The 2,404-nt window shown below is 53.5% G+C and carries 4 protein-coding genes; all 4 read left to right on the plus strand.

Annotated features, from left to right (window positions below; translation table 11 throughout):
- Window positions 1-474: AIR synthase-related protein (locus QCH34_RS10885; RefSeq protein WP_300334037.1), on the plus strand; the 474-nt coding region annotated here is incomplete at its 5' end.
- Between the two features lie 47 nt (window positions 475-521).
- Window positions 522-1,280 carry a hypothetical protein gene (locus tag QCH34_RS10890; RefSeq protein WP_300334039.1) on the plus strand — a complete coding sequence of 253 codons (759 nt, stop codon included), beginning with the start codon at window positions 522-524 and terminating at the stop codon, window positions 1,278-1,280.
- Window positions 1,277-1,462, plus strand: coding sequence for a hypothetical protein (locus QCH34_RS10895; RefSeq protein ID WP_300334042.1), 186 nt, complete (start codon window positions 1,277-1,279; stop codon window positions 1,460-1,462). The genes QCH34_RS10890 and QCH34_RS10895 overlap by 4 nt, the downstream gene beginning before the upstream one ends.
- A 102-nt stretch (window positions 1,463-1,564) precedes the next feature.
- The coding region (locus QCH34_RS10900) for an NYN domain-containing protein (RefSeq protein WP_300334044.1) at window positions 1,565-2,404 on the plus strand (840 nt) is incomplete at its 3' end.

Consider the following 2,404-nt stretch of genomic DNA (forward strand, 5'->3'; position numbering starts at 1 on the left):
ATCGTCGGTCTGCCGTCAAGTGGCGTCCATTCGAACGGTTTCTCGCTTGCCCGGAAGATTGCCCTTGAAAATGGCGGGTACGATGCGGTTCTCCAGGATGGCAGGACTGTTGGTGAAGCCCTCCTCACCCCGACCCGGATCTATGCTGAGGTGCTCTCCATCTGCCGTGCCTGCGAGGTGCATGGGATGTGCCATGTGACAGGCGGCGGGCTGCTGAACTTCCTCAGGGTCGGGCCGTTCGGCTTCAGTTTCGATGACCCGATGCCGGTTCCCGGGATCTTCTCCTGGCTTGCAGAGAAGGGTAATGTCACTGAAGAAGAGCTCTACCGGACCTTCAATATGGGGATGGGTTATGCCTTTATCGTCCCGGAGGCGAGTGCCAAAACTATCCTGAAGATGGTTCCCGGCTCAGCCGTTGTCGGGCGTGTTGTTCCTGAGCGTGGCATCTGGCTGAAGGGAAAAGAGATCAGGTGAACCCTCCCTGAAATCCCTTTTATAGTATCAGCTGTGTATCTTCAGCTATGAAGGTACCTTCTCTTATCATTCTTCTCCTCCTGCTCGTCTCTGCTGCCGGATGTGCAGCATCTGCTCCGGTTGCCGATCTCCCTGCCACTCCGGCGGGCAGCTATCCCGTTCCCCCCGAATATATCTCCGAGGCGACGATCACCCTGGTTCAGCCCGCGGCACTTGTCAGTTCCCCTTATACGGATCGTGGTTTTTCTGCCGCCACCACCGCATCTATCTCCTGGTGGCTCTCGCCTGATTTCTATGAGAACACGAATCTTTACCGGAGATATCTCCGGTCAACAGAAGCGGAACAGTTGGCATATCCGGGAGAGCAGCAGATATTCTTTGGGTTCATAACTGAACATCTTGATCTGGCGATTACCGAATCGGATACCGATGAAGAGATCATCCTCTTCCGTGGCATCTCACCCGGTTTTGCAGAAACCGTCCTCTCGAATGCGGCATATGATGAGGCGGCATTTGCGTCTACTTCCTATGATCTCACCATCCCTCTCATCACCTACGGGAGCAGTGGGGATGACGGGTACAGTAATATCCTCCTGCTGAGCCGATCTCCGGGAGATCATCTCCTCTACATCAACGAAGGTGAACGGGAGATCCTCCTGCCACGGGATCTCACCTGGCAGGTTGTTATGGTGACAGAGATAGGGGATCTCTCAATTGAATCCGATTTCCCCCTCTTCTCAAATGGTGAGATGCATGAATCGGTACAGCATGTCCGGCTCATCACCATCGTGGAGCGGGAATCATGATGAGGGAGGAACACGATCCCAAGGCCGATCCGAAGTGCGAACAGCCTCAGAAGACCCGATCCCGTTTTGTCATAGAGGAGGGAGATGCCCGGATCACCGGTTGCCGTTCACCGGATGAGGCAGAGGTGAAGGAGGGGGAACGGCTTCTCTCGAAAGTGCTCAGGAGAAGAGAACTGATATGATCTCATCTTCTGATTTATCTGCAGGGAACCCGCCATACTCCTTTTTCAAGTACCCCGTAAGAATAACAGGAAGGAAATACTGCGTTTTTTGGGATTGATATTATGGAAAAGGAACATGTTGTCGAAGAGGGGTCTCTCTTCTGTGCCATCTATCTTGATTACGAGAACCTCGCAGTCTCTGCCGGGCAGTCCTATCCTGCACTGGATACTCCCCTCTCGCTGGGTCCGATCATCGATTATGCTGCATCGCTTGGAGATATCTGCATCAGGAAAGCCTATGCGGACTGGTCGGTGGGTGAGTGTGCGGCAGATGTGAAGAAGCTCGTCAAGTACGGGTTTGAGATGCGGCATCTCCCCCAGACGAGTGCCCGGGGAAAGAACGGTGCGGATATGGATATGGCCCTTGATGTCCTTGAGGATATGATCCTGCTTCCGCATATCGGCCTATTTATCATCGGGTCAGGCGACACCGATTTCATTCCCCTGATCCGCAGGCTTCGTGCACGGGGAAAGATGGTCTATGTGATGGGTTTTGATAATTCTGTCGGGAGTGTCATCAAGGAGAACTGTACAAAGTTCCAGTCGCTTGACGAGCTCCTCGGCCTGAATGCCTCTTCCGGCATTGATCCCGCACTGGATGACGACCCGGCGCTTATCGAAGGCGACCGGATCGCAGCACGTGAACTTCTGATCCGGTTTGTGAAGACGAGAACCGATGAAGGTCCGGTGTTTCTCTCGGATCTGAAGAACCAGCTGATCAGGATCAATCCCGCCTTCTCAGAGAAGAAAATTGGATTCTCCTCATTCAAGAAATTCATCGAATCGCTCGAAGGTGATGTGGTGGAAGGGATCATCACCGACCGGAGAACCGGCCATCCCCTTGTCACCCTCCGCGATCTGGATGAGATTAATTCCGTCCATGTCGATGCAGATGAATGCCTG

It is taken from the genome of Methanocalculus sp., assembly GCF_029762515.1.
Classification (GTDB): domain Archaea; phylum Halobacteriota; class Methanomicrobia; order Methanomicrobiales; family Methanocorpusculaceae; genus Methanocalculus.

Bases quoted from the DNA above. Each gene is read 5' to 3' on its own strand.
- QCH34_RS10895 (WP_300334042.1), top strand. From the start codon at position 1,277: ATGATGAGGGAGGAACACGATCCCAAGGCCGATCCGAAGTGCGAACAG.
- QCH34_RS10890 (WP_300334039.1), top strand. From the start codon at position 522: ATGAAGGTACCTTCTCTTATCATTCTTCTCCTCCTGCTCGTCTCTGCT.